The organism is Allobosea sp. 10N428, from assembly GCF_056394545.1.
This window is the reverse complement of the sequence record NZ_JBFTIC010000004.1, coordinates 45,564-70,128: the sequence shown is the minus strand read 5'-3', so window position 1 is coordinate 70,128 and position 24,565 is coordinate 45,564. Positions and strand designations below refer to the sequence as shown.

General features: G+C 67.6%; 25 protein-coding genes. 10 read left to right on the top strand and 15 right to left on the bottom strand.

Features of this window, described 5'->3' with window-relative positions; genetic code table 11:
- The first annotated feature begins 47 nt into the window (after positions 1–47).
- On the top strand, positions 48–1,637 hold the full coding sequence (locus tag AC1DDA_RS14415; RefSeq protein ID WP_476796250.1) for an ABC transporter substrate-binding protein: 1,590 nt from the start codon (positions 48–50) through the stop codon (positions 1,635–1,637).
- Positions 1,638–1,649: 12 nt separating this feature from the next.
- Here AC1DDA_RS14415 and AC1DDA_RS14410 read toward each other — a convergent pair whose 3' ends face one another.
- Positions 1,650–2,552, bottom strand: coding sequence for an aldose 1-epimerase family protein (locus AC1DDA_RS14410; protein WP_476796249.1), 903 nt, complete (start codon positions 2,550–2,552; stop codon positions 1,650–1,652).
- 270 nt (positions 2,553–2,822) lie between these two features.
- Between AC1DDA_RS14410 and AC1DDA_RS14405 the strand changes: the two genes are divergently transcribed.
- From AC1DDA_RS14405 to dapD, 6 genes are all read left to right on the top strand, one after another.
- Complete coding sequence (locus AC1DDA_RS14405; protein WP_476796248.1) at positions 2,823–3,422, top strand: nitroreductase family protein; 600 nt, start codon at positions 2,823–2,825, stop codon at positions 3,420–3,422.
- A 70-nt stretch (positions 3,423–3,492) separates the two neighbouring features.
- Positions 3,493–4,479 (top strand): TRAP transporter substrate-binding protein, encoded by a 987-nt coding sequence (locus AC1DDA_RS14400; RefSeq protein WP_476796247.1) that lies wholly within the window; start codon positions 3,493–3,495, stop codon positions 4,477–4,479.
- Between the two features lie 24 nt (positions 4,480–4,503).
- Entirely contained in the window at positions 4,504–5,283 is a 780-nt protein-coding gene (locus tag AC1DDA_RS14395) for a VOC family protein (protein ID WP_476796246.1), read from the top strand.
- Positions 5,284–5,438: 155 nt separating this feature from the next.
- Entirely contained in the window at positions 5,439–5,705 is a 267-nt protein-coding gene (locus tag AC1DDA_RS14390) for a hypothetical protein (protein WP_476796245.1), read from the top strand.
- Between the two features lie 359 nt (positions 5,706–6,064).
- The gene (gene cobF / locus AC1DDA_RS14385) at positions 6,065–6,826 is read left to right on the top strand and encodes a precorrin-6A synthase (deacetylating) (protein ID WP_476796244.1); all 762 of its coding nucleotides are present in this window, start codon (positions 6,065–6,067) and stop codon (positions 6,824–6,826) included.
- Between the two features lie 57 nt (positions 6,827–6,883).
- Positions 6,884–7,726: a 2,3,4,5-tetrahydropyridine-2,6-dicarboxylate N-succinyltransferase gene (gene dapD / locus AC1DDA_RS14380; protein ID WP_476796243.1), complete on the top strand. Its 843-nt coding sequence runs from the start codon at positions 6,884–6,886 to the stop codon at positions 7,724–7,726.
- A gap of 108 nt (positions 7,727–7,834) precedes the next feature.
- On the opposite strand, the gene AC1DDA_RS14375 is transcribed toward dapD, so the two are convergent.
- A complete protein-coding gene (locus tag AC1DDA_RS14375) occupies positions 7,835–8,398 on the bottom strand; it encodes a DUF1269 domain-containing protein (protein ID WP_476796242.1) in 564 nt (187 codons plus the stop codon).
- Positions 8,399–8,535: 137 nt separating this feature from the next.
- Entirely contained in the window at positions 8,536–10,029 is a 1,494-nt protein-coding gene (locus AC1DDA_RS14370; protein ID WP_476796241.1) for an MDR family MFS transporter, read from the bottom strand.
- 402 nt (positions 10,030–10,431) lie between these two features.
- On the opposite strand from AC1DDA_RS14370, the gene AC1DDA_RS14365 reads away from it, so the two are divergent.
- Positions 10,432–10,962 carry an isochorismatase family protein gene (locus tag AC1DDA_RS14365; RefSeq protein WP_476796240.1) on the top strand — a complete coding sequence of 177 codons (531 nt, stop codon included), beginning with the start codon at positions 10,432–10,434 and terminating at the stop codon, positions 10,960–10,962.
- A gap of 15 nt (positions 10,963–10,977) precedes the next feature.
- Here AC1DDA_RS14365 and AC1DDA_RS14360 read toward each other — a convergent pair whose 3' ends face one another.
- The 5 genes from AC1DDA_RS14360 to AC1DDA_RS14340 form a co-directional block, all read right to left on the bottom strand.
- Entirely contained in the window at positions 10,978–11,967 is a 990-nt protein-coding gene (locus tag AC1DDA_RS14360; protein ID WP_441509455.1) for a branched-chain amino acid ABC transporter permease, read from the bottom strand.
- Between the two features lie 20 nt (positions 11,968–11,987).
- Positions 11,988–12,875 (bottom strand): branched-chain amino acid ABC transporter permease, encoded by an 888-nt coding sequence (locus AC1DDA_RS14355; RefSeq protein WP_476796239.1) that lies wholly within the window; start codon positions 12,873–12,875, stop codon positions 11,988–11,990.
- A gap of 121 nt (positions 12,876–12,996) precedes the next feature.
- Positions 12,997–14,202: an ABC transporter substrate-binding protein gene (locus AC1DDA_RS14350; protein ID WP_441509453.1), complete on the bottom strand. Its 1,206-nt coding sequence runs from the start codon at positions 14,200–14,202 to the stop codon at positions 12,997–12,999.
- A 77-nt stretch (positions 14,203–14,279) separates the two neighbouring features.
- Entirely contained in the window at positions 14,280–15,026 is a 747-nt protein-coding gene (locus AC1DDA_RS14345; protein WP_476796238.1) for an ABC transporter ATP-binding protein, read from the bottom strand.
- The gene (locus AC1DDA_RS14340; RefSeq protein WP_441509451.1) at positions 15,013–15,780 is read right to left on the bottom strand and encodes an ABC transporter ATP-binding protein; all 768 of its coding nucleotides are present in this window, start codon (positions 15,778–15,780) and stop codon (positions 15,013–15,015) included. Before AC1DDA_RS14340 ends, AC1DDA_RS14345 begins: the two co-directional genes overlap by 14 nt.
- A gap of 407 nt (positions 15,781–16,187) precedes the next feature.
- On the opposite strand from AC1DDA_RS14340, the gene AC1DDA_RS14335 reads away from it, so the two are divergent.
- Entirely contained in the window at positions 16,188–17,834 is a 1,647-nt protein-coding gene (locus tag AC1DDA_RS14335) for a caspase family protein (protein WP_476796237.1), read from the top strand.
- 145 nt (positions 17,835–17,979) lie between these two features.
- On the opposite strand, the gene bluB is transcribed toward AC1DDA_RS14335, so the two are convergent.
- From bluB to cbiE, 5 genes are read right to left on the bottom strand one after another with little or no spacing between them, the layout of a single operon-like run.
- A complete protein-coding gene (gene bluB / locus AC1DDA_RS14330; protein ID WP_476796236.1) occupies positions 17,980–18,591 on the bottom strand; it encodes a 5,6-dimethylbenzimidazole synthase in 612 nt (203 codons plus the stop codon).
- Positions 18,588–19,916 (bottom strand): cobyrinate a,c-diamide synthase, encoded by a 1,329-nt coding sequence (locus AC1DDA_RS14325; RefSeq protein WP_476796235.1) that lies wholly within the window; start codon positions 19,914–19,916, stop codon positions 18,588–18,590. The genes bluB and AC1DDA_RS14325 overlap by 4 nt, the downstream gene beginning before the upstream one ends.
- Positions 19,913–20,677 carry a precorrin-4 C(11)-methyltransferase gene (gene cobM / locus AC1DDA_RS14320; protein ID WP_476796234.1) on the bottom strand — a complete coding sequence of 255 codons (765 nt, stop codon included), beginning with the start codon at positions 20,675–20,677 and terminating at the stop codon, positions 19,913–19,915. The genes AC1DDA_RS14325 and cobM overlap by 4 nt, the downstream gene beginning before the upstream one ends.
- A gap of 13 nt (positions 20,678–20,690) precedes the next feature.
- A complete protein-coding gene (locus AC1DDA_RS14315) occupies positions 20,691–21,083 on the bottom strand; it encodes a cobalamin biosynthesis protein (RefSeq protein WP_476796233.1) in 393 nt (130 codons plus the stop codon).
- Entirely contained in the window at positions 21,080–22,330 is a 1,251-nt protein-coding gene (cbiE, locus tag AC1DDA_RS14310) for a precorrin-6y C5,15-methyltransferase (decarboxylating) subunit CbiE (protein ID WP_476796232.1), read from the bottom strand. Before cbiE ends, AC1DDA_RS14315 begins: the two co-directional genes overlap by 4 nt.
- Between cbiE and AC1DDA_RS14305 the strand changes: the two genes are divergently transcribed.
- Positions 22,329–23,093 (top strand): cobalt-precorrin-6A reductase, encoded by a 765-nt coding sequence (locus AC1DDA_RS14305; protein ID WP_441509444.1) that lies wholly within the window; start codon positions 22,329–22,331, stop codon positions 23,091–23,093. The two genes, cbiE and AC1DDA_RS14305, sit on opposite strands and share 2 nt — an antisense overlap.
- Here AC1DDA_RS14305 and cobJ read toward each other — a convergent pair.
- Together cobJ and AC1DDA_RS14295 are read right to left on the bottom strand one after the other, a co-directional pair.
- A complete protein-coding gene (gene cobJ, locus AC1DDA_RS14300) occupies positions 23,036–23,827 on the bottom strand; it encodes a precorrin-3B C(17)-methyltransferase (protein WP_476796231.1) in 792 nt (263 codons plus the stop codon). The two genes, AC1DDA_RS14305 and cobJ, sit on opposite strands and share 58 nt — an antisense overlap.
- Positions 23,824–24,564 (bottom strand): precorrin-2 C(20)-methyltransferase, encoded by a 741-nt coding sequence (locus AC1DDA_RS14295; protein WP_441509442.1) that lies wholly within the window; start codon positions 24,562–24,564, stop codon positions 23,824–23,826. Before AC1DDA_RS14295 ends, cobJ begins: the two co-directional genes overlap by 4 nt.
- Position 24,565 lies beyond the last annotated feature (1 nt).

The window sequence follows — 24,565 nt, the reverse complement described above, 5'->3', positions numbered from 1 at the left end:
GCGTGGGCGATGCAACTGGGTTGATGACGATTGAGGAGGACGTCCCGATGCAATTGCCCCGTTTCGCTGCCGCGCTGCTTTTGACGGCATCCGCGCTGCTGCCCTTGCCGGCGGCCGCGCAGGCGCAGCCCGCTGCGAACCGCGTGCTGCGTGTCGCGCCGCATGCCGATCTCAAGACGCTCGACCCGGTCGCAGCCTCGATCGTCATCACCCGCATGCACGGGCTGATGATCTACGAGACGCTTTTCGCCTGGGATTCGAACCTCCAGCCCAAGCCGCAGATGGTCGAGAGCTTCGAGACCGCGCCGGACAAGCTGAGCTGGAGCTTTACGCTGCGCCCCGGCCTGAAGTTTCATGACGGCCAGCCGGTGACCACCAAGGACGTCATCGCTTCGCTCGCCCGCTGGATGAAGCGCGACACCATCGGAGGCAAGCTCGGCGAGTACACCGAAGGCATGGAGGCGGTCGACGACAGGACCTTCAAGTTGAAGCTCAAGCGGCCGCTGGCGCTGGTGCCGTTCGCGCTCGGCTCGGCTGTGGGCCAGATCCCGGTCATCATGCGCGAGGCCGATGCCAAGAGCGACCCGATGAAGCCGATCACCGAGACGGTCGGCTCCGGCCCCTTCACCTTCAACCGCGCGGAATGGCGCAGCGGTTCGAAGATCGTCTACGACCGCAATCCCGACTATGTGCCCCGCTCCGAGCCTGCCGACGGCCTCGCAGGTGGCCGTGTCGTCAAGGTCGACCGCGTCGAATGGCTGATCATGCCCGATGCCGCCACCGCCGCCGCGGCGCTCCAGACCGGCGAGATCGACATCTGGGAGCAGCCGAGCCAGGACCTGATCCCGGTTGTCTCGGCCAACAATCAGGTCAAGGTCGAGCGCTATTCCAACCTCGCCAATCAGGTGATGCTGCGGCCGAACCACCTCTACCCGCCCTTCGACAATCCGAAGGCCCGGCTCGCTCTGGCATATGCCACTGATCAAGCCGATTTCCTCGCCGCCGGCTTCGGCGATGAAGAATGGTGGAAGCGCTGCAACGCCTATTTCGTCTGCGGCGGCCCGAACGGCATCGAGGCCGGTGCGGAAGGCTACGCCAAGCCCGATCTGGCGAAGGCGCGGCAACTGCTCAAGGAGAGCGGGTACAAGGGCGAGAAGCTGGTTCTCTCGACCAGCAACGACATCGCGCCGATCGGCCGCATGGCCGAGGTTGCCGCCGCCTCGCTGAAGGAAGTCGGCTTCAATGTCGACGTGCAGTTCGCGGATTGGGGTGCCGTCACCACGCGCCAGCAGAACAAGAATCCGCCGGATCAGGGTGGCTGGAACCTCTTCGTCACCTATGCCTCTGGCGCGACGATGCAGTCGCCCTTGACCAATATCGGCACCAACATGGCCTGCGAGCGCGCCTGGGCGGGCTGGCCTTGCGATGCTGAAGCCGAGAAGCTGCGTGGCGCCTTCGTCGATGCGCCCGATGACGCCAGCCGCAAGATCGCGCTCGAAGCGCTGCACAAGCGTCTTGCCGAGGTGCAGCCCTATCGTGTGCTCGGCCAGTTCGATCAGCCCTATGCCCGCCGCACGAATGTCGCCGGCGTGCTGGCGGCGCCGGTCATGCTGTTCTGGAACATCGAGAAGAAATAGCGCCGGGGGCGTTCAAGCTGGCGAAGCCGTCGGGATGAAATGCGGCGTGGCATGCCAGACGAAATCGCGGCTTTCGCCCGGCGCCAGCGTCAGGATGCCCGGCTTCTCCGCGAACTCGCCCTGCCAGCCAACGGGGCTCGCCATGCTGAACCAGGGCTCGATGCAGATGAAGGGGGCGCCGGTCGGCTTCGACCAGATGCCGAGGTCCTTGTAGCCCTCCCAGCTCACGGTAAGGGCGCGAACCTCGCGCCCGGCCGTGTCAAAGGCTGCAAAGCGCACGGAGCTGTTGGCGACGTCCGGGATCACGATCGCATCGTTGGCGAACAGCGCCTCCGCGAGCGGCAGCTCGGTGCCGTCGAAAGGCAAGGGGATCGGCGCGCCGAGCAGCCCGCCTTCGACGCCCAGGCCCGGTCCGGGCTCGGCGTGCATGAAGCTGAGACGGTGGGCCTCCTTCGCGATGCTCTCCGCCAAGGGCCAGAGGAAAGCGGGGTGGGCGCCGACGCCGCAGATCAGCTTCGTCTCGGCCGGGTTGGTGACGCGCGTCGTCACCGAAAGCCTGTCGTCGGCGAGCTCGTAGATCATCTGCAATACGAAGCGGAACGGGTAGCGTGCCAACGTCTCAGCGCTCTCCCGCAATTCCAGCACGGCGCGGTCCGCCGCTCGTTCGACCCATTGGAACAGGCTGTCGCGCGCGAAGCCGTGCTGCGTCAGATGATAGGACTGGCCCCCTAGGATCAGCGTGTCGTCGGTGAGCCGCCCGACGATGGGGAAAAGCACGGGTGTATGGCGCGGCCATTCCGGCCCGCCATGCCAGAGCAGCGGCCCGTTGGCATCGGACAACGCGATCATTTCGCCGCCCTGTGCCCGGATCGTCGCACGCAGCCGGCCGGAAGCAATTTCGTGGGTGTCCGTCATCGTCGTCTCCGCTGGCCGCCGCGATCTGGCAGATCGGTCCGCCCTGCATATCACGCAAGAGTGACACCGCATTCCCCGGAATCCATGCAAAAGCGGCATCGTTCTCCGCCGCGCTGCCAGGCAAGTAACGCGTTGCCGAAACGGGTCTTCTTAAGGTTTTTCCTTTCCTTGACCCCTCCTTCGCCTATGCCGATCCTGCCGGGGGCCCCGCGGGCGCTCCGGCGGTGGTGCATCTCGTGCCGGGTTTCGTTCATGCCGTCAGGATTTCCGATGACCAGTATTGCCAACAGCCGCACCGCCGATCACGCGATCGACTCGCTCTTTCTCGAGCGCTGGTCGCCGCGCGCCTTCACCGACGAGGTCATCTCCGAAGCTGAGCTGAAGGCACTGTTCGAGGCGGCGCGCTGGGCGCCATCCTCCTACAACTCCCAGCCTTGGCGCTTCGTCTACGCCCGCCGTGGCACGGCACACTGGCAGACGCTGCTCGGCCTGCTCAACGCGTTCAACCAGTCCTGGGCGAAGAACGCCGCGGCCCTTGTCGTTGTCGTCTCGAAGGAGACCATGGCGGTGCCTGGCAAGGCCGAGGAAGTGCCGTCCTACAGCCATTCCTTCGATGCCGGCGCCGCCTGGGCCAATCTGGCCCTCCAGGCCGTGCGGCTGGGCTGGCAGGCGCATGGCATGGTCGGCTTCGACCGTGCGCGTGCGCTGACAGAGCTTAAGGTGCCTGCTGGCTACCGCGTCGAGGCGGCGGTCGCGATCGGCAAGCCCGGCGACAAGGCGCAGCTGCCGGAAGCCTTGCAGGCGCGGGAGACGCCCAGCCAGCGCAACCCGATCTCGGCGACCGCCTTCGAGGGCGCCTTCCCGGCCTGAACCGCGCGCGCCTCTTGCCGTGGGGCGCGTTTCGCGCGATCCCGCGGCATGCGCTGAAGGAGGCACACCCTTGCCGATCACCCGCCGCCAGTTCGCCGCCGGCTCCCTCGCCGCGCCCGCTATTTTGCGAAGCGGGCGGGCCTTTGCCGCCGGCCGGCCGGTCACCGTCGCCTCGCTGCTCGGAGAGGACAAGCCGGAGACCAAGATCTGGCGGCGCGTCGCCGAGATCCTGGCGCGCACGGCGCCGGGGCGCTTCGATCTGCGGATCGTGCCCAATGCCGCGCTCGGCGGCGAAAAAGAGGTCGCCGAGGGCTTACGCCTTGGCTCCATTCAGGCGGCGCTCTCGACAGTCTCATCCTTGTCCGGCTGGGTGCCGGAGGGGCAGATCCTCGACCTGCCTTTCCTTTTCCGGGATCGCGACCATCTCGGAGGGGTTCTGGCCGGCCCGCTCGGGGCCGAGCTCAAGGCGCGCTACGAGGCGCAGGGCTTCATCGTGCCGGGCTTCATCAACTACGGCGCCCGCCATCTCCTCGCCAAGGAGCCGTTGACGACGCCCGCTTCCGTCAAGGGCAAGCGCATTCGCGTCATTCAGAGCCCGCTCCACACCGCGCTCTGGTCCGGCTTCGGCGCTTATCCCACGCCGATCCCGATCCCCGAGACCTACAACGCCCTGAAGACTGGCGTGGTCGACTGCATGGACCTGACCAAATCCGCCTATGTCGGCTTCCGGCTGCATGAGGTCGTGCCGGTCCTGATCGAGACCGGCCATATCTGGGCTAGCGGCGTCGTGATGTTCGCCGCGCCGTTCTGGAAGGCGCTGACGCCGTCCGACCGCGAGGCGTTGGCCGCAGCTGTGGCCGAGGGAACCGCCTATTTCGACGAGCTCATGCTGGCTGACGAGGCCGCCTCTATGGCCAAGGCCGCTTCCGAAGGCGGCAGGACCGTGCCGGCCGAGGACCGCGCCGGCTGGCAGGACGGCGCCCGCAAGGTTTGGGCGAGCTTTGCCCGCCAGCTTGGCGGCATGGCCAGGATCGAAGCCATCGCGCAGAGCGACTGATCACCGCATCGCAGGACGACAGCCATGCCGCTTTCGATCGACCATATCGTCATCGCCGTCGCCGATCTCGATGCGGCCATGCGGGACTACGCCGCCCTCGGCTTCACCGTGCTGCCGGGCGGCGAGCATCCGCGGGGCTCGCGCAATGCGCTCGTCGTGTTCGAGGACGGCGCCTATCTCGAGATCATCGCCTTCCCGCGGCCGGTGCCGGGTTTCCGCTGGTGGCAGGTGCTCGATAGCGCCGGGCCCGGCCTCGTCGACTACGCGGTGCTGCCGGATGACTTCGAGGCCGATCTCGCCCGCGCCCGCGCCGCCGGCATCGTCATGGACGGCCCGATCGAGGGCGGCCGGCTCCAGCCGGACGGCACGCGCCTCGCCTGGCGCTCGGCACGCCCGCCCGAGCCGGACATTCCCTTCCTCGTCACCGACGTCACCGCGCGCGATCTGCGCGTCCCGACCGGTGCCGCACGTCGTCACCCGAACGGCGTCACCGGGGTCGCCGGCGTCACGGTTGCCGTTCAGGACCTCGCGGGTTCGACGGCGCGCTATCGTGCTCTGCTCGGCCGCGAACCCATCGCAACCGGCAGCGTTCCCGGACTCGGCTTCGGTCTCGCCCAGTTCCGTATCGAGCGACAGACCCTCTCGCTGGTGGAGCCGCGTGCGGCGGCCGCAGCCGCCCCAGCGGCGCATCTCATCGCCCGTGGCCAGGGCGCCTATGCGATTTCCTTCTATGGGCCGGACGACGCTGTGCTCGACGTCGATCCGGCCCATGGCGCCCGGCTGGAGATCGTCCGCGAGCCCTGAGCCGGCGGCGTCATTTTCCGGTCACGCTCGCGGGCGAGAGTGGCCCGTTACCTTCGAATAGTTCTATTTACGTATTAATAACAAAGGGTTGCGTCGAATCGCCTGACTGCCTATCTCTCTGCCGCGATCAGTGAATCAACCGACGGAGGACCGGAATGGGTGGAGTCACCGAGGTCGATGTCGCGGCCGCAATCGGCCGCATCGACAAGATCATCATTCAAGAAATCGTCCGCACCGGCGCGAGCCGGCCGGAGCTGCGCCGCGCGCTCGCTCTCGCCAAGGGGCCGGGCGATCTTGCCGCCGATGCGGCACTCCCGCCGCGCATGCAGCGCCTCGTCGATCTGCTTGGCGTCACATTGCCCGAACAGGGGCCACCGAGCCGCCTCCATGCCGCCATGAAGGGGCTCGATCGTGCGGCTTGATCAGGGGAGCGCAGAATCGTTGGAAACCGCCCGGGCAGGATCCGGCGGGCGGTGCTGACGGCTTTTTGCATGGCGCTCCACGATACTCGGCTGCCGCCTCTCACCCTGATCGAGCTGGCGGCGCAGGCGGTCGGTTCTGTCTACAGAGAGGTGGCGGATGCTCATTGCGGCGATCAGCCATGCCCTTGCGGCTGGCGGCCGCGCCTCCAGGCGGATCTGGAGGCGCGTCAGACGGCGCTGGCGTTAAGCGCAACGCCAGCTCCCCAGCCGAGCCTCGCCGGCATGGCCGTGCTCGGCCGGGCCTGATCTCGCATTTCCCTAACAGGCCATGCTAAGCCGCTGCGAACCCTCGGAGCGGCATGCGCAACATCCTCATCATCGGCATCGGGGCCGGCAATCCCGACCATATGACGGTCGAGGCGATCGAGGCGCTGAACCGCGCCGATGTCCTGTTCATCCCCGACAAGGGTGAGGAGAAGGCGGCGCTGCGGGCCCTGCGCGAAGGCATCTGCACGCGCTTCATCCGCAAGCCGGGCTACCGCACCGTTCCCGTGGACATCCCGCGCCGGGCCGAGGCCGGCAGCGACTATCATGGCGTGGTCGACGATTGGCATGAGCGCATCGCGACGCGCTACCGCGCGTTGTTCGAGGCCGAGTTGGCCGAGGGGCAGACCGGCGCGCTGCTGGTCTGGGGCGACCCCGCGCTCTACGACAGTACATTGCGCATCATGGACCGCGTCGCCGCCTCCGGCCTCGCCATTGACTGGCAGGTCTATCCCGGCATCAGCAGCATCCAGGTGCTGGCTGCGCGCCACCGCATCCCCCTCAACACGATCGGCGCGCCGATCCTGATCACCACCGGCCGCCGGCTGGCGGCAGGCTTCCCGGCCGACCAAGACAGCGTCGTCGTCATGCTCGACGGTGAGCAGACCTTCACGAAGATCGATCCATCGGAACTCGATATCTACTGGGGCGCTTATCTCGGCACGCCCGACGAGATCCTGCGTGCCGGGTCGCTCGCCGAGCTCTCGGCCGAGATCACCAGCGTCAGGGCTGCGGCCCGTGCCCGCCACGGCTGGATCATGGATACCTATCTGCTGCGCCGGCGCTCTGCGGCTTGACGCAGCGCCCCTCATCCGCCATCGCTCCCGCGACCTTCCAAGCGCCGGAGCTGCCCGATGTCCCTCGCCGATCTCGCCGCCACCATCGACGCCGCCTGGGAGAACCGGGCCGAGATCGGCGTTTCGACCAAAGGCGCCGTGCGTGACGCTGTCGAGCAGGCGATCGAGATGCTCGATGCCGGCCAGGCCCGTGTCGCCGAGAAGCAGGGTGCCGACTGGGTCGTGCATCAATGGCTGAAGAAGGCGGTGCTGCTCTCCTTCCGCCTCACCGACAACATGATTATCGCCAACGGCCCGGGCGAGGGCGTGTTCTGGGACAAGGTGCCGTCGAAGTTCGAGGGCTGGGGCGAGAACCGCTTCCGCGCCGCCGGCTTCCGCGTCGTGCCGCCGGCCGCCGCGCGCAAGGGCTCCTTCATCGCGTCGGGCGTCGTGCTGATGCCGTCCTTCGTCAACATCGGCGCCTATGTCGATAGCGGCACCATGGTCGATACCTGGGCGACGGTCGGCTCCTGCGCCCAGATCGGCAAGAACGTGCATCTTTCGGGCGGCGTCGGCATCGGCGGCGTGCTCGAGCCGCTGCAGGCCAACCCGACCATCATCGAGGACAACTGCTTCATCGGCGCCCGTTCCGAGGTCGTCGAGGGCGTGATCGTCGGCGAGGGCTCGGTGCTCTCGATGGGCGTCTTCATCTCGGCCTCGACCAAGATCGTCGACCGCGCCACCGGCCAGGTCCATATCGGCAAGGTGCCCCCCTATTCGGTGGTGGTGCCGGGTTCGCTGCCGGGCAGGCCCTTCCCGGACGGCACGCCGGGTCCGGCGCTTTCCTGCGCCGTCATCGTCAAGACCGTCGATGCCCAGACCCGTTCCAAGACCGGCATCAACGAACTGCTCAGGGACTGACGTGTCGGTCGCGACGCGTCATGCTCGGGCCTGACCCGAGCATCTTACCAACGCGATTCTCGGGCGTCGGCTCCGCTTCGCCCGAGAATGACGGAAAGCCGGGATACCTCACCCCACCGGCGAGGGCGCGCCGGTTCCCTGCGGATAGGGTTCGGGCGGCGAGTCCGCGGCCGGCGGGGTCGCCGTATGGGCGTCGGCCAGTGCGTCGCGCAGCTTCTGCTCCTGCGTGTGGTCGAGCGAGGTCTTGAGCACGGTGCCGCCCGTGCCGCGGATCGCCTCCAGCACCTTGTCGCCTGTCACCTTCTTGACCAGCACGAAGAGCGCGGCATTGCCGGGCCGCAGGCTGCTCGACARATCCTTCATGAACTTGTCGTCGACGCCGTAATCGGTCAGGGCGCCGCCGAGCGCGCCGGAAGCCGCGCCGAGCGCCGCGCCGAAGATCGGCATCAGGAAGATCGCGCCGATCAGGAGCCCCCAGAACGAGCCCGAGAGCGCGCCCATCGCAGTGGTGTTGAGCAGCTGGTTCAGCTTCACCTTGCCGTCTTCATGCATCACCGCGATGGCGGCATCCCCGATCTCGATCAGATATTCCTTCTGCAGGCCGATGAGCTTCTGGCGCATCTCTTCGGCGCGGGCCTCGGTCGGATACACGATGACGACGAGATCGGACATGGCGTGAACCTCTTGCTGCGAATGGTGGCATGCTGGCCCGTGCAGATGACAAGCACAAGGCAACGCGCAGCAGCGCTGTCGGTTCCGCCAGGGACCGTTTTCAGCTCAGGTTGCTTCAATCCGATCCGATACCGGCCCTACTCGCCGCCGACCGCCTCGGCCGCTTCGATCGCCCGGCCGCGCAGGGGGAGTTGTTTCATGCGGGCGAGCGAGATCAGGGCGCAGCCGAAGCCGAGGCTCGCTGCGCCGAAGACATAGCGGAACAGCGTCACCATCGTCTCGCGATCGACCGTGCCGAGCTTGAGCGCCTCGGGCGAGAGCTGCGCGGAGGGGCCACCGACGCCGCCGAGCACGATCGCGCCGAAGATCGCGACGATGAGCGCGCCGCCGATCTGGCGGAAGAAGTTGGCCACTGCGGTTGCCGTGCCGAGCTGATGCGAGTTCACGGCATTCTGGATCGAGACGGTCGCGACCGGCAGCAGCGTGCCGAAGCCGATGCTGACGACGGCGAGGATCACGGAGAAAGCCGACAGCGGAAGCTGCCCCGAGAAGGCGGACAGCCCGGCCGTGCCGACAAGCGCGACGAAGAGGCCGGCCAGCGGCACGCGCTTGTAATTCGTCAGATGCGACATCGCCCGGCCGGAGCTCAACGCGCCGACCACCGTTCCGCAGGTCAGCGGCAGCAGGCCGAGGCCGGAATGCGTGGCGCTCATCCCCATCACCGTCTCGAAATAGAGCGGCAGATAGATCGTCAGGCCGATGAAGGTGCCCATGCCGAAACCGGCTGCGACGGTGCCGCGCCGCACGACGCGGTTGCCGAGCAGGTCCAGCGGAATCAGCGGCTCGGCGGCCGTCCGCAGCCGCCAGGCGAAGAGCGCCCAAAGCACCAGGGATATGCCGACCAGCCCGGCGATCGGCAGGGAGCGCCAGGGATAGGCGGTGCCGCCCCAGGACAGGGCGAGGAGCAGCGATACGGTTCCCAGCGTCATTAGCAAGGCGCCGAGCACGTCGAGCTTGTGGGGGCGCTCATGGCGCGGGAGGCGCTTCAGCGCCGAGCTCGTCATCCAATAGGCCACGAAGCCGAGCGGGACGTTGATCCAGAAGATCACCGACCAGTTCAGCTGCTCCGCGAGCACGCCGCCGAGGACCGGGCCGAGGAGGGAGGACGACATGAAGACGCTGGCGAAATAGACCTGATAGCGTCCGCGCTCCTTGGGCGGCACCATGTCGCCGACGATGGTCTGGGCAAGCGCGATCAAACCGCCGCCGCCGAGCCCCTGGATGAAGCGCGCCAGCACCAGCAGCCAGAGCGACGGTGCGAGCGCGCAGGCGATCGACCCGATCACGAAAACGACGATGCCGGAGAGCAGAACCACCCGCCGCCCGTGGATATCGGCGAGCTTCCCATAGAGCGGCGTCACGGCGGTCGAGGACAGCAGGTAGACGGTGACGACCCAGGACAGATGCGTGACGTCGTTGAGTTCGCGGCCGATCGTCGGCAGCGCGGTGGCGACGATCGTCTGGTCGAGCGCGGCCAGGAACAGCGCCAGCATGACGCCGATCAAGATCGAGCGGATATCGGCAGGTGTCAGCGATGCGGCCTGGGCCGGTGCGTCGAGCCGCTTGTCCATGGAAACCGTGTTTCAATCTGCATTTTGAGAATGCCGGAAATTAGTGCTGGCGTGAGCCATGCGCCAGCCGCGTGTTGTCGGGGCCGCTCTGCGATGGGGGCGGAGCGGCTGCGATCTTCTTTAGGCTAGCTCGCGCAACGCGGCGGGCGGTGCCTCGGTGAGTCCCCAGGCAATGCCGCCTCGACGGCGGCCTGGCTGCTCTGCCAGATCGGGAGAGCGGCGGCGAGCACCAGCAGCGTGATCGCGAAGGGGAACGCTCGCGTCCTCATTCGTGTCGATGGCGTGTGGGCGCGCCGGAGCGAGTCAAGCGGCACCCCGCGGCGGGTGACCGGCCAGGTTGACGCTGAGGGTGCCGAGGCGCGCTATGGTGGGTAAACCGGAAACGGCGAAAGGAGGTTCGCGATGCCGCTGCTGGCCGCCGAGAATGTGATGCTGGTCGTCATCGATTTCCAGACGCGGTTGATGCCGGCGATCCATGACGGCGATAAGGTGCTGCTCAATGCAGGCCGTCTCGCCGAGGCGGCGCGCCTGCTCGATATCCCCGCGGTTCTGACGGAGCAGAATCCGCGCGGCCTGGGCACGACGGTGCCGGAACTTGCTGGGGCTGGTCCGGTCGTCACCAAGATGAGTTTCGACGCTTGCGCGGAGCCCGCCTTCCTCGATGCCTTAGCGGGAGATCATGGGCTGGTTATCTGCGGCTGCGAGGCACATGTCTGTGTCGGCCAGACCGTGCTCAGCCTGCTCGATCGCCGCCAGCGGGTGGTCGTCGCCGCGGACGCGATCGGCTCGCGCGTCCCGGAGTCGCGCGCGATTGCGCTGAACCGCATGGCGAGCCATGGCGCCGAGATCGTCACCACCGAGATGGTGCTGTTCGAATGGCTGCGGACGGCGGAGCATCCGCAGTTCCGGCCGGTCTCGAAGCTGATCCGGTGACGGCCCCGTCCCGGCTCAGAGGGGCTTCTTGATCGCCTTGGCGATGACGCCGACGATGCCCTCGCGGAAAAGCAGCACGCAGACCACGAAGACCACACCCTGCACGACGGTGACCCAGGCGCCGAGCGTGGCGAGGTAGTTCTGCATGGCGACGATGACGAGCGCGCCGACGATCGGGCCGAACACGGTGCCCAAGCCCCCGACCAGCGTCATCAGCACGACTTCGCCCGACATCGACCAGTAGACGTCGGTCAGCGACGCCAGCTGGAACACGATCGCCTTGGTTGCGCCCGCGAGCCCCGCGAGCGTCGCCGAGAGCACGAAGACCGCCAACTTGTACTGGTTGGCGCGATAGCCGAGCGAGATGGCGCGGGGCTCGTTGTCGCGGATCGCCTTGCAGACCTGGCCAAAGGGCGAGTGGATGATGCGGTAGATCAGCAAGAGGCCGATCATGAAGATCGCCGCCACCAGCCAATAGAGCACGCGGTCGTCGGCGAGGCTGATCAGGCCGAGGAACTTACCGCGCGGCACCGCCTGGATGCCGTCCTCGCCGCCGGTGAAGCGTGGCGCCTGCAGCGAGAAGAAGAACACCATCTGGGCGAGCGCCAGCGTGATCATGGCGAAATAGATGCCCTGGCGGCGGATGGCGAGCGCGCCGAAGACGGTGCCGAGCACGGCGGCGATTGCCGTGCCGAGCAGGATCGCGAGCTCCGGTGTCAGGCCCCAGTTCTTGGCGGTGTAGGCGCTGACATAGCTCGCCATGCCGAAATAGGCGGCATGGCCGAAGGAAAGAAGCCCGCCATACCCAAGGAGAAGGTTGAAGGCGAGTGCGAACAGCGCGAAGCACAAAACCTTCATCACGAAGACGGGATAGGCGACGAAGGGCGCGACCACGAGCACCGCGGCGATGGCGATGAACAGGTTGCGGTGCAGGCGCGCCGTGCTGTCGTCGGTCTCGGTGACGACGGCGGCAGCCGGGGTGTCGCTCGAGGCAAGGTCGGTCATGAGATTGTCCCTCGCTCGCGTCAGGCCTGACGGCCGAACAGGCCGGCGGGCTTCACCAGCAGCACCAGCACCATGATGATGAAGATCACGGTCGCGGCCGCTTCCGGGTAGAACACCTTGGTCAGGCCCTCGATCACCCCAAGCGAGAAGCCGGTGACGATGGCACCCATGATCGAGCCCATGCCGCCGATGACGACGACAGCGAAGACGACGATGATCAGGTCTCCGCCCATGTTGGGATTGACCGAGTAGATCGGCGCTGCAAGCACGCCGGCGAAGGCCGCGAGCGCAACGCCGAAGCCATAGGTCAGGGTCACCAGGAGCGGCACGTTGATGCCGAACGCCTGGGTCAGGGTCGGGTTCTCCGTGGCGGCGCGCAAGTAGGCGCCGAGTTTGGTCTTCTCGATCAGGAACCATGTGCCGAGGCAGACGATGAGCGAGGCGACGATCACCCAGCCGCGATAGTTCGGCAGGAACATGAAGCCGAGATTCTGGCCGCCGGCGAGCTGCGGCGGAATGGCATAGGGCAGGCCTGAGGAGCCGTAGTAGTTGCGGAACACGCCCTGGATGATCAACGCCAGCCCGAAGGTCAGCAGCAGCCCGTAGAGATGGTCGAGATGGGCGATGCGCTTGAGCAGCAGCCGCTCGATCGCGATACCGGTCGCACCGACGATGATCGGCGCCAGCAGCAGCGCTGCCCAGTAGTTGATGCCGAGATAGTTCAGGCACATCCAGGCGACGAAGGCGCCCATCATGTACTGGGCGCCATGGGTGAAGTTGATGATGTTCAGGAGCCCGAAGATCACCGCCAGCCCGAGGCTGAGGATCGCGTAGAACGAGCCGTTGATCAGGCCGAGAAGAACCTGGCCGAACAGCGCCTGGGGCGGGACTCCAAGAAGTTCGAACATGCGGGGCTCAGATCATCTGGATGTCTTCATGGAACCTCGTCCGTCATTCCGGGCGCAGCGAAGCGCAGGCCCGGAATGACGTCGGAGGGTTCGAAGCCCGGCCGAGCCGGGCTTCAGTGGCTCACTTCTTGACGAGCGGGCACTCGCTCTCGGAAAGCGGCTGGAAGGCCTGCTCGCCCGGCAGCACGGCGATCTGCTTATAGTAGTCCCACGGGCCCTTCGACTCGGAGGGCTTCTTGACCTCGTAGAGATACATGTCGTGCACCTTGCGGCCGTTGATGCGGATGGTGCCCTTGCCGAAGAGCGGGTCGTCCGTCGGCATTTCCTTCATCTTGGCCATGACCGTGGCGCTGTCCTTGCTCTTCGTGGCCTCGACCGCCTTGAGGTAGTGCAGCATGCCGGAATAGACGCCCGCATGGACCATGGTCGGCTTCTTGCCACCGTTGAGCTTGGCGAAGCGCTCCGACCAGGCGCGGGTCTGATCGTCGTGATCCCAGTAGAAGGCTTCGGTCAGGACCAGGCCTTGCGCCGCCTGCAGGCCGAGCGCGTTGACGTCGCTGATGAAGGTGAGCAGGCCGGCGAGCTTCTGGCCGCCCTGGGTGATGCCGAACTCACTCGCCTGCTTGACCGAGTTGATCGTGTCGCCGCCCGCGTTCGCCAGCCCGATGACCTTGGCCTTGGAGGCCTGCGCCTGGAGCAGGAAGGACGAGAAGTCGGTGCCCGGGAACGGTGTCTTCACCGAACCCACGACCTTGCCGCCGGCCTTGGTGATCACGGCCGTGGCGTCGCGCTCCAGCGCATGGCCGAAGGCGTAGTCTGCCGTCAGGAAGAACCAGGTGTCGCCGCCGGCCTTCACCATGGCGCCGCCGGTGCCCTGCGCCAACGCGTAGGTGTCGTAGGTCCAGTGGACGGTGTTGGGGCTGCAGGCCTTGCCGGTCAGGTCCGACGAGCCGGCGCCCGAGTTGATGTGGATCTTGTTCTTCTCCTTGGTGATCTGGCTGACCGCCAGCGCAACCGAGGAGGTCGGCACGTCGAGGATCAGGTCGACGCCGTCCTGATCATACCATTGCCGGGCGATGGTCGAGCCGACGTCCGGCTTGTTCTGGTGGTCGGCCGAGACGATCTCGACTTTGATGCCCTTGTCGGCGGCCTTGAAGTCCTCGACCGCCATGCGCGCGGCGATGACCGAGCCTTCGCCCGAGAGGTCGGCATAGAGGCCCGAGCGGTCGTTCAGCACGCCGGCTTTGACCGAAATCTGCTGGGCCAGTGCCGGGCTGGCCATCAGGGCGGCGAGCGCAGTCGTTGCAAGAATCGTCTTCAGTTTCATCGTCGTTCTCCCTGGTGTGGTTGTCGGCATTTCGCCGTGTTCTTGGCCGCGCGATGCCGGCATCCGGGCGAAGCCCGTCAAACTCCGAGATAGCGGTGCAGCTTCTCGATATTGGCGTCGAGCTCGGCGTTCGGGATCATGTCGATCACCTTGCCCTGCTCGACGACATAGTGTCGGTCCGCCACGGTCTGGGCGAAGCGGAAGTTCTGTTCCACCAGGATGATGGTGAAGCCTTCCTGCTTCAGTTTTGCGATGGTGCGGCCGATCTGCTCGATGATCACCGGCGCGAGGCCCTCAGTGGGTTCGTCGAGGAGGAGCAGATGCGCGCCGGTCCGCAGGATGCGGCCGATCGCCAGCATCTGCTGCTCGCCGCCTGAGAGCTTCGTGCCCTGGCTCTTCAGCCGCTCCTTGATGTTGGGAAAGAGCGTGAAAATGGCGTCGAGGGAAAGCCCGCCCGGCCTGACCTGCGGCGGTAGCATCAGGTTCTCCTCGACCGAGAGCGAGGCGTAGATGCCGCGCTCTTCGGGCACGAAGCCGATGCCGAGCCGGGCGATGGCGCGCGAGGGCAGGCTGATCGTCTCCTTGCCTTCCAGCACGACCGAGCCCCTGCGCTTGCCGATCACGCCCATGATCGACTTCAGCGTCGTGGTCTTGCCGGCGCCGTTCCTGCCCAGCAGAGTCACGACCTCGCCGGGCGCGACGTCGAGATCGATGCCGTGCAGCACATGGGATTCCCCGTACCAGGCCTCGAGCCCGCGCACCTTCAGCAGCGGAGCGTTGCCGGCCGCCGTCGCAGGGGCCTTCGCGGCTTCAGTGGTGGCCATGTCCGCCTCCCGAGCCGATATAGGCCTCGACCACGCGGGGGTCCTTCGAGACGGTGGCGTAGTCGCCCTCGGCCAGCACCTGCCCACGCGCCAGCACGGTGATGCGGTCCGACAGCGAGGCGACAACCGAGAGGTTGTGCTCGACCATCAGGATAGTGCGGTTCTTCGAGACCTTGCGAATCAGGGCCTCGATGCGCTCGACATCCTCGCGGCCCATGCCGGCCATGGGCTCGTCGAGCAGCAGCATTTCCGGATCGAGCGCCAGCGTCGTCGCGATCTCGAGTGCGCGCTTGCGGCCGTAGGAGAGCTCGCCCGCCGTCAGGGAGAGGAAGGGCGTGAGACCGACCGCGTCGACGAGGCTCCTCGCCTCGTCGTCCAGGCTCCTCAGCGTGCGCTCCGAACGCCAGAAATCGAAGGAATCGCCGCGCTTGCGCTGCAGGGCGATGCGGACATTTGTCAGCACCGAGAGCTGCGGGAACACGGCCGAGATCTGGAAGGACCGCACCAGCCCGAGCCGTGCGATCTCCGCTGGCTTCTCGCGCGTGATGTCGCGGCCGTTATACATGATCGTGCCGCGCGTCGGAGGGAGGAACTTGGTCAGCAGGTTGAAGCAGGTCGTCTTGCCGGCTCCGTTGGGGCCGATCAAAGCATGAATCGAGCCCCGCCGGACATTGAGGTCCACGCCGTTCACAGCTGTAAAGCCGGCAAATTCTTTGGTTAGACCTGACGTCGAAAGAATATTGTCCTCAGGCATGCCGGTTGCCAGCCCTCATCAGCTTAATCATTCTTGCTTGTGCGGTTCCCCTTGCATGGCATGCTGCACCGCGCCGCGAACATAAGTCAACGATCCCAGGGCCGGAAGCGGCGCGCAGAAGTGCCATCTCATCCCTTGGTCTTATTCCGCCGATCTCCTGCAAATGGAGGATGTCGCGCTCGGCCGCGTCGCGCGATGTTGCTAGCTCCGGACAATGCTCCGGAAAATCCGTTTGAACCTGCGGCAGGGGAGGCGCGACCAAGGGGTATTCTGGTTTACCGTTGGGAAATGTTGCGGTAAAAATGCCCATTGGCCTTCGTTTTCGTTGTCAGTCGACCAATCGTGTGGCCCTTGTCGGGAGCTTCGCGGCCAGAGGGTATGTGCCGCTGAATTGGGGGGAGGTTGTCGTGAACTTCGCGTCTCTGGTTTCGGTGTTCCAAGCCCGCTTGGCTTCGGCCTTTGCGCTGGTGCTCTGGGCCATTGCCTTGGCTTCCCCTGGCCTTGCGGCCGCGCCGGAGCGGCGCGTCGCATTGGTGATCGGCAACAGCGCCTATACGGCGGTGCCGCCTCTCGCCAATCCGATGCGGGACGCCAAGGGCGTCTCGGCGGCGCTCAAGCGCCTCGGCTTCGAGGTTGTCGAAGGCTACGATCTCAAGATGGACGAGATGACGGGCATGGTGCGCGAGTTCGCGCAGAAGCTCGACGGTGCCAAGGCTGGCCTCGTCTACTATGCCGGCCACGGCATCGCCATCGGCGACGAGAACTATCTCATCCCGGTCGACGCTTCGCTGCGTTCGGAGGCGGATCTCGACTTCAGGGCGGTCAACGTCCAGCTGGTCCTGCGCCAGATGCAGCGCGACGAGCGCGTCAACATCGTCATTCTCGACGCATGCCGCGACAACCCCTTCGCGACCCAGCTCGCCGCAAAGTCCCGCTCCGTCTCCCGCGGCCTGACCGCGATCGAGACCCAGTCGGCCTCGGGCATCCTGATCGCCTTCGCCACCGACCCGCGTGCGACTGCGCTCGACGGTGAGCGTGACGGCAACAGCCCCTTCACCTCCGCGCTACTCAAGCACATCGAGACGCCCGAGGTTTCCATTACCACGGTGATGGACCGCGTCCGCGCCGATGTATGGGAAACGACGGGCAAGAAGCAGAAGCCCTGGACGAATTCCTCGATCATCGGCGAATTCAGGCTGAACCCGACGCTGAAGCTCGCCTCGGTCGATGCTTCGGCTGCCGCGACCAAGACCATCGATGCGGCCGTGCCGGTTCCGGCCATGCCGGCTGCGCCCTCCCTCGATCGCGCCCAGCTCGACGTGAAGACCTGGGAAGTCGCCGAGCGCGGTAATTCCGCGGCCGATTACCGCGCCTATCTCGATGCCTTCCCGTCCGGTCAGTTTGCCACCTTCGCGCGCAATCGCCTCGCCAGCTTCGAAGCGGCGAAGCCCGCTGCGAGCGCCACGGAGGCGCCTCCCGGCGTCACTGACGAGGCGCTCAAGAAGGAGGTCGGCACTGTGCAGACCGAGACGGCGATGAAGCTCGAGGCGAAGGATCGCCGCGAATTGCAGGCCCGTCTGCGCGTCGCCGGCTTCCAGCCCGGCAAGGCCGCCGCAACCTTCGGGCCGAGTCAGCGCAAGGCGATCCAGGAATGGCAGAAGTCGCGCAGCATCCCGGAAACCGGCTTCCTGACGGCCATGCAGGCGACGGCGTTGCGCGCCCAGAGCGAGCCTGCCTACCAGCAGCTCCTGGCCGAGGAGCAGAAGGCGGCCGCCGAAAAGAAGACGCGGAAGGCTGTCGCGGATACGCCGCAAGGCAGCCGCAGCACACGCAAGGTCGCCGACGAGGGCGAGGAAATGTACCGGCGCGATCTCGCTCGCGAGCGTGGCACCGCCAGCTCGGGTACGCAGCCGCGCGGCACAACCAGCACCGGCTATCAGGGCCGCGTCCGGACGCGTGAGAGTGATACCGGGGACAGCACGGGTGCCGCGATCTTCGGCGGCATCGTCGGCGGCGCTCTGGGCGGGGTGATCGGTGGCGGATTCCGCCGCTGAGGCGCCGTCTCCCGCTTATATCATCCGGAAGGCCGGCCCCTCGGGCCGGCTTTTTCTTTCTGTTGCAGCATGGTGGCCATGGCCTTGCGCGGCCTCGTCGTGCGGCTGCGGCAGGGCGGCGTCTGATGGGGAAGTGCCTGAGCCCTCAGCCTTGTTCCCAGCCGGCCCTGACCAGATCCGGCACGTCGCAATCCTGTTCGGGCCAGCCCACGCAGAGATAGGCGATCAGCTTCCAGTCGGGCGGCGCGCCGAGAGCTGCGGTGATCTCGGCGGGCTCGAGGATCGAGACCCAGCCGACGCCGAGACCATGAATGCGGGCTGCCAGCCAGAACTGCGTGATGGCCGCGACGACCGAGTAGTCGAGCATCTCCGGCATGGTCCGACGGCCTAGGCCATGGCCGCGCTCGGTGCCATGGTCGCAGAACACGGCGAGCTGCACCGGAGCCTCGCGCAGACCTTCGAGCTTGAGGCGCGCATAGAGCGCGGCGCGCTCGCCCTCATAGGACGCCAGCGCCTCAGCATTGCAGCGCCGGAAACTCGCCTGCGCGGCCGCGCGCTGAGCCGGCTCCTCGACGGCGAGCCAGCGCCAGGGTTGCGAATGCCCGACGGAGGGCGACAGCTGCGTCTGGGCGATGAGACGTTCGATGAGATCGCCAGGGACCGGATCGCGCCGGAACCGTCGGACATCGCGCCGCCAGCGCAGCAATTCCTCGAATTGCCCGGCGAAGGTCTCGTCGAAGGCCGGAGCCCGGCTCATCTTGCTTCCGCCGCCGCGATGGCATGGAAGAACGAACCTGTCACCAGCCTGCGCCGGCTTCCGGCCGGGGCAGGAGCCGAGCCATGCGGGTCCGTCACCACAGCGAATGGCGGATCCTCTCCCTGAGCGGCGATGCTGGCATAGTGGAACTCGTGCCCGGTCAGCGCGGAACCCGCCGGCCCGAGCGGTCCGTCCGCTTCCAGGATGGCGCGGCGATAGCCCAGATTCATCTTGCGCTTGGCGAAGGAGGTCTCGACCGAGAGTAGCCCGGCCATGGCATGAGCGACGCCGTCGGCATCGATCAAGCTGCGCCCGAGAACCATGTAGCCTCCGCACTCGCCATGCACGGGCCGGGTCTCGGCGAAGCTGCGCAGGCCGCCGAGAAATCTGCTTGCTGCCGCTATCGTGCCGGCATGGAGCTCGGGATAGCCCCCCGGCAGCCAGCAGGCGTCGCAATCCTCCGGCGGGGCCTCGTCCGCGAGCGGCGAGAAGGGCACGAGTTCGGCGCCCACCGCGCGCCATCCGGCCTCGACATGCGGATAGACGAACGAGAACGCGGCGTCGCGGGCGATTGCGATCCGCCGTCCCGGTGCGGGCAGCGGCGGGGTATCGCCATCGGCTGCGGCCATGGGAACGGTGTCGCCGGCTGCCGCTGCGATTGCATCGAGGTCGACAGCAGCCGCGACGGCGTCGGCCAGCGCGTCGAGCCGGGCATGAAGGTCGGCGGTCTCGCCGGCCTGCACCAGACCGAGATGGCGTTCGGGCAGGATCAGGCTCGCCTCGCGTGGCAGCGCGCCGAGCACGGAGAGGCCAATGCGCTCCATGCCCTGCCGCACCAGCCGCTCATGGCGGGCGCTCGCGACTTTGTTGAGGATGACGCCGGCGATGCGGATGCGCGGATCGTAGACCCTGCAGCCGAGCGCGACCGCCGCCGCCGACTGCGCCTGCCCGGAGACGTCGATGACGAGCACGACCGGCCAGCCGGTCCGTGCCGCGATGTCCGCGCTGGCGCCTGTATGGCCCTCAGGACCCGGCACGGCGTCGAACAGCCCCATGGAACCTTCGGCGATGACCATGTCGGCAGCGCGCGCAGCCTCGGCCGCGATCCGCCCGAGCAGGCGGTCCGACATCGCGTAGCTGTCGAGATTGGCGCTCGGCGCCCCGGTCGCGGCGGCGTGGAAGGCGGGGTCGATATAATCAGGCCCGCATTTCAGCCCGCGCACGGTGAGACCGCGGCGCGCCAGCGCGCGCTGCAGCCCGAGCGTGATCGTGGTCTTGCCGGAGCCGGAGCGCGGCGCGGCGATGAGCAGGCCGCGCGCGCTCACAGCCCGCCCCGCGGCCGGAAGCGGCGGTCGTAGTCGACCGAATAGAGCGCGCTTTCGCCGAAATCATCGGCCGCGAGCGCCGGCCCCACCAGGATCAGCGCGGTGCGTTCGAGTTCGCTGGCTCGGACCTTGCCGGCGATGTCGGCGAGCGCCCCTTGCAGCACTGTCTCGTCCGGCCATGTCGCGCGGAACACCACCGCGACGGGGCAGTCGGCACCATAGAACGGGGTCAACTCCGCCACGACCTGCTCGATGACGTGGATCGAAAGATGGATGGCGAGGGTCGCGCCGGAGGCGGCGAAGGTCGCGAGCTTTTCCTTCGGCGGCATAGCCGAGGCGCGGCCGGACGTGCGCGTCAGCACCAGCGATTGCGCCACGCCCGGCAGGGTGAGCTCGCGCTTCAGCGCGGCGGCGGCGGCGGCGAAGGCCGGCACGCCCGGCGTCACCGTGTAAGGAATGCCTGATCGGTCGAGCCGGCGCATCTGCTCGCCACAGGCGCTCCAGATCGAGAGATCGCCGGAATGCAGCCGCGCCACGTCCTGTTCGGCGAGATGGGCGGCTTCCATTTCCGCGATGATCGCGTCGAGATCGAGCGGGGCGGTGTCGACGATGCGGGCGCCCGGCGGGCACCAGTCGAGCATTGCTCTGGGAATCAGTGATCCCGCATAGAGACAGACCGGGCTGGCGGCGATGAGGTCGCGCCCGCGCAGCGTGATGAGATCGGGCGCGCCGGGGCCGGCGCCGATGAAATGGATGGTCATGCGCGTTGCGGTTTCATGATGTTGTTCTGGCCAGCGCGCAGGTGACGCGGCCAGTCGCGATGCGCGGCTGCACCAGCTGGCCGCCTGGGCCAGCTCCAGCCAGCGCCGCAGCCTCCGCCACCGAGCCGACGCCGTAGAGCGAGGCGATGCGGGTCGAACGCGTCGCGCAGGCGGCCTCGAAGCCCTTCAGCGCCTCGTCGGGGATGGCGACGAGCTCGGCCGCGCGGTCTGCCGCCGCGGCGATCATGCCGGCTTCCCCGACACGGCTCGTGAGCGTGGCGAAGCGCGGCGTCGCAGTGCCGCTGAGGCCGGCAATCGCCAGCGCCTCGTCGAGGCAGGCGAGGATATCGGCGGCCCCAGTACCGGGCCGGATGCCGATGCCGGCGACCAGGCGGCCGGCGCTCAAGGCTTCTCGACCCGCCATTGCGTCACCGGCATCGCCGGGCGCCAGCCATGCTTGCCGCCTACGGGGGCGAGCCGATCGATCGAGATGCGGCGCAGCGAGCCACCATGTTCGGCGTGCAGCGCCGCGAGCTTCGCTTCGCCCTCGATGGTGACGACATTGGCGACGAGCCGTCCGCCCGGCTTCAGCGCCGCCCAGGCCGCGACGAACAGGCCTTCCTCGGTCAGGCCGCCGCCGATGAAGACCGCATCCGGCGCCTCGCGCCCGACGAAGCCGGCGGGCGCCGCACCAACGACAGTCACGTCGAGCCCGCCGAGCTCGAGCTTGTTGCGCGCGATCCGCTCGGCCCGGTCGGCCCGAGCCTCGAAGGCGACAGCCCGGTTGCGGACATGGCGCTGGCACCATTCGACGGCGACCGAGCCGGAGCCCGCGCCGACGTCCCAGAGCAGCTCGCCGCCGCGCGGCGCCAGCGCCGACAGCGTGATGGCGCGGATCTCCGATTTGGTGATTTGCCCGTCATGGGCGAACCATTCCTCGTCGAGCCCGGGCGTCAGCGGCAGGATGCGCGAGTCGTGGGTCGCGGCGACCTCGACCGCGATCAGGTTGAGCGGAACGACATCATCGAGGGCGAAGGCGTCGGCGCGGGCCTCGCGGATGCGCTCTTGCGGCCCGCCGAGCGATTCCATCACGACGATACGGCTCGCACCGAGGCCGCGTGCGACCATCAGCTCGGCGACGGCGCGCGGTGTGCTCTCGTCCCAGGAGAGGGCAAGGATGCGCGCATCGGGCTGGAGGTGCGGGACGATGCGGTAGAGCGTGCGGCCATGCAGCGACACCAGCGCGCATTCCTCCTGCGGCCAGCGCATCCGCGTGCAGGCCATCGAGAAGGAGGAGAGTTGCGGGATGATCCGCATCTCCTCGGCCGGGATCGCGCGGCTCAGGCTGTTGCCGATGCCGTAATGGAACGGGTCGCTGGTCGCGAGCACGCAGACCTTGCGGCCGCGCTCTTTGAGGATCTGCGGCAGCGCGTTGCGGAAGGGTTGCGGCCAGGAGCGCAGCTCCCCCGGCACGGAGCCGACGAGCGCGATATGCCGCTCGCCGCCGAAGACGATCTCGGCCTCGTTCAACGCTGCCAGCGCTTCGCGACAGAGGCCTGCGGAACCGTCCTCACCGAGGCCGATCAGCGAGAGCCAGGGCGCCGGCGCTTCGCCGCTCGACAGAGCATCCGATTCACGCAAAACTGTCGACATGACCGTCCTCATCCTTGGCGGAACGACTGAAGCTGCTGCGCTTGACCAGCACTTGGCTGATCAGGCTCCCGATATTCGCGCCATTATCTCGCTGGCGGGGCACACCGTCGATCCCCGCCCGACCAATCTGCCGGTCCGTACTGGCGGCTTCGGCGGCGTCGAGGGCTTGAGGCGCTATCTGGTCGAGGAAGGCATCGTCGCCGTCGTCGATGCGACCCATCCCTTCGCCGCGATCATGCCCTTCCATGCCGAGCATGCCTGCAAGGCCGAAGGCGTGCCGCTTCTGGCGATCCGCCGCGAGTCCTGGAAGCCGCGCGCCGGCGACCGCTGGAAATCCGTGCAGGATATCGAGGCTGCCGCGCAGGCGTTGGGCGACGCGCCGCGGCGCGTCTTCCTCACCGTGGGGCGCTTGGAACTGCCGGCCTTCGCCGACGCTCCCCAGCATCGCTATCTCGTCCGCGCCATCGAGCCGATCGGCGACCGGCTGCCCGTGCCGCATGTCGACGTTATCCAGCAGCGCGGGCCCTTCGATGTTGACGACGAAGAGGATCTGATGCGCCGCGAGGGCGTCGAAATTCTGGTCAGCAAGAATTCGGGCGGGCCGGCGACGGTCGGCAAGCTCGTGGCGGCGCGCCGGCTCTCCCTGCCGGTGGTGATGGTGGAGCGCCCGCCCAAGCCGGATGTCGAGACCGTCGATCATATCGATCAGGTCCTGCCCTGGCTGGTGGCGCAGGGCATCTTCGCGACCGAGCGCGGCGTGTAGACGTAAGGCGCGGCGCCCTCGCGCGCGATCAGGCGCGTGCTCGACGCGCCGATCATCACCAGCGTCGCCATGTCCGCCGTGCTCGCGGCAGCAATAGCCTCCGCCAGCGTCAGGATGCGCAGGTTCTCGTCAGGGCGCCCGACGGCGCGGGCGAAGAGCACCGGCGTTCCGGCCTCGCGCTGCTTGGCCGCCAGTTCCAGCGCTTTGCCGAGCTGCCAAGGCCGGCCCTTCGAGATCGGATTGTAGAGGCAGATCACCAGATCGGCGGCGAGCACAGCGTCGAGCCGCGCCGTGACCACATCCCAGGGCTTGAGATTGTCCGAGAGCGAGATCGCGCAGAAATCCCCGCCGAGAGGAGCGCCGGCCTTCGCGGCGGCCGCCAGCATCGCGGTGATGCCGGGTTCGACCCCGATGGGAATGGCCAGCCACGCTGCGGGGCCGGCTTCCAGCGCCTCGAACACCGCCGCCGCCATGGCGAAGACGCCAGGATCCCCGCCCGAGACCACCGCGACTGTCCGGCCTTCCGCCGCCAGCCGCAGGGCGTGCGAGGCGCGCTCGACCTCGACGCGGTTGTCCGAGGCGTGCTTGGTCAATCCGGCCCGCTCGGGCACCCGGTCGACATAAGGGCCGTAGCCGACAATGTCGGTTGCGGAGTCGAGAGAGGCCTGCGCCGCTGGCGTGATCCACTCCGGCGTGCCCGGGCCCAGGCCGACGATGGTGAGCGAGCCCGTCACAGGCGCCGTCCCTCGCCGGGCACCAGCACCATGGCGAAATAGGGCGCCTCGTCATCGGCCTTGTCGGCGAGCCGCGCCACGACCTGCCGTGCCATGGTGGCGCGCTCGACATAGATCGCTCGGCCCGCCAGCCCGGCGGCCGCCAAGGCACGGCGCACCTTCGGGAGATTGCGGCCGAGCTTCATGATGACGGCGGCGTCGGTATCGGCCAGCCGTCGCGCCAGCTCCGCCTCCGGCAGCGTGCCGGGCAGCACGGTCATCACGTCGTCGCCCCAGGTGATCGGCGCCCCGGCTTCGCCCCAGGCGCCGGTCATGCCGGTGACGCCGGGCACCACCTCGGTCGGAAAGCGCTGGGAGAGCCGCCGCCACAGATGCATGAAGGAGCCGTAGAAGAACGGGTCGCCATCGCAGAGCACGGCGAGCGACCGCCCGGCCTGCATCTCCGCCGCCAGACGTTCCGCTGCCTCCTCGTAGAAGGTCGCGATCGGCCCGTCATAGTCGGGCTCGCCGACATTGGCCTCGGTCGTGACGGGGAAGGCGAGTTCGATCTCGCGGGCCGGATCGGGCGCGATGATGGCGTCGGCCGTGCTGCGGGCATTGCCGCGCCGGCCGCGCTTGCAGAAATGCACGAGACGATCGGCCGAAAGGATGATCTCGCGCGCCCTGACCGTCATCAGGTCCGGGGCGCCGGGCCCGAGGCCGACGCCGTAGAGCAGGGGCCGTTGTGTCCCGCTCATC